The sequence below is a fragment of the Kitasatospora sp. NPDC096140 genome (assembly GCF_040303045.1).
Classification (GTDB): Bacteria; Actinomycetota; Actinomycetes; order Streptomycetales; family Streptomycetaceae; genus Kitasatospora.
On the sequence record NZ_JBEOUW010000110.1, the window covers coordinates 1 to 1,774 of the forward strand.

Genomic DNA, 1,774 nt, shown 5'->3' on the forward strand with positions numbered 1-1,774 from the left:
GCTAGCCCCGGACTTCGCACATAACGAGTTCGGATGATGTGGTGATGCGACCGGTGTCCCGGCGGGGTGCCGGTCGTTGAACCCGACGTGCCGATATCTCGTACACGTCGCTCACGGGTCCACCGTCCTCGGATGACGGTGGAGTTGACGCCCGTGGTGGAGAGGCGTCTGGGCGCTCTGCCCGCCTCTGCCGAGTTTCTGCGCCGGCTGGACGTGGCCGGGATCGTCGACGAGCTGTGCCCGATCCGCGAGGTCGCGCACCTCACGCACGGCCAGGTGATCGAGGTGCTGGTCGCCAACCGGCTGTCCGCGCCCGCGCCGCTGTCCCGTGTGGGCGACTGGGCCCGGGAGTGGGCGGTGGAGGAGGTCTTCGGCATCGAGCCGGACCTGCTGGGTGACGACCGGCTCGCCCGTGCCCTGGACGCGATCGCACCGCACCTTGAGGAGTTGGCCGGCACGGTCGGCGCGCAGGCGATCGCGGAGTTCGGTATCGACGTGTCCCGGATCCACTGGGACATGACCTCGATGTCCCTCTTCGGCGCCTACGAGGCCCAGGACGAGCAGTTTCCCGAGGTCAGGTACGGTCACCCGAAGGACCGCAGGGTCGACTTGAAACAGATCCAGGCAGGTCTCGCGGTCAGCGGTGACGGTGGCGTCCCGCTCCTCCATCGCGTCTACGACGGCGGCGCGGGCGAGGTCGCCCAGGTCGTCGGCGCGATGAACGCCTTGCGCAAGATGGCCGACCGCAAGGACTTCCTGCTGGTCGCGGACTCCAAGCTGGTGTCCCACCCGAACGTCACCGCCCTGCTGAACGCGAAAGTCGCCTTCATCGCCCCCGCCCCGGCCGCCAAGGTCCCCGACGAGGTCTACGCCGCCTTGAACCTCGAAGACGCGCAGGTCGTGGACTACGTCCCGGACCGGGACGAGGGCAAGCCCGCCGACCGGCGCGAGGTCTACCGGGTCCTGGAGGACACCTACACGCTGACCGGGCGCCGCAAGAGCGACCCGGTGCACACCCTGCGCCGGATCTTGGTTCACTCCACCGGCAACGCCCGCGGGCAGCAGACCGCCCGCGCCAAACGCCTGGCCCGCGCGGCCGAGGACCTCGACAAGCTCCAGCGCGGAGCCGGAGGACGCTTCTACGGCACCACCGAGAAGATTGCCGCCCGGATCGGTGTGATCGCCAAGAGCCACCGGGTCGAGGACTGCCTGCGGACCACCATCACCACCGGCCCCGAGGGCCGGCCCGCCCTGCAATGGCACTTCGACCGGGACGTGCTCGATGCCCAGGCGGCCGTCGACGGCTGGTACGCGCTGCTGACCAACCTCACTGCCAAACAGGCCACCGCCGAGGAGGTCCTGTTGCGCTACAAGGGCCAGGCCGTGGTCGAACGCCGCTACCACGACTTCAAGGGCCCCCTCGCGGTCGCCCCCGTCTTCCTGCAGCACAACCGGCGCATCGCCGCCCTGATCACCGTGATCTGCCTGGCCTTGCTGGTGTTCTGCCTGATCGAACGACAGGTCCGCCAGTCCCTGGGCCCCGAGCAGACCATGCGCGGCCTCTACCCCGACAACCGGGCCGTCCGCCCCACCGGCCGCATGATCTTCTACCACCTCGCCAGCCTCATGATCCGGCCCGGCACCACCACCAGCCCACCCGTCATCCTCATCAACCGAGGAGTCCAAGCACACCTGCTCGAACTCCTCGGCATCGACGAAACCCGACCCCGCTGGCTGGAGACCTAACTCCCCATGTGCGAAGTCCGGGGCTAGC

Annotated in this window: 1 protein-coding gene; it reads left to right on the forward strand. The window is 69.1% G+C overall.

The genetic code is table 11. The annotated features are described in order from the left end of the window. Positions 1 to 132: 132 nt before the first annotated feature. Positions 133 to 1,746 carry an IS1634 family transposase gene (locus ABT048_RS41620; protein WP_350526858.1) on the forward strand — a complete coding sequence of 538 codons (1,614 nt, stop codon included), beginning with the start codon at positions 133 to 135 and terminating at the stop codon, positions 1,744 to 1,746. Positions 1,747 to 1,774: the final 28 nt, after the last annotated feature.

Excerpts from the sequence above, each read along its gene's own strand:
- ABT048_RS41620 (WP_350526858.1), top strand. The coding sequence starts at position 133 with ATGACGGTGGAGTTGACGCCCGTGGTGGAGAGGCGTCTGGGCGCTCTG.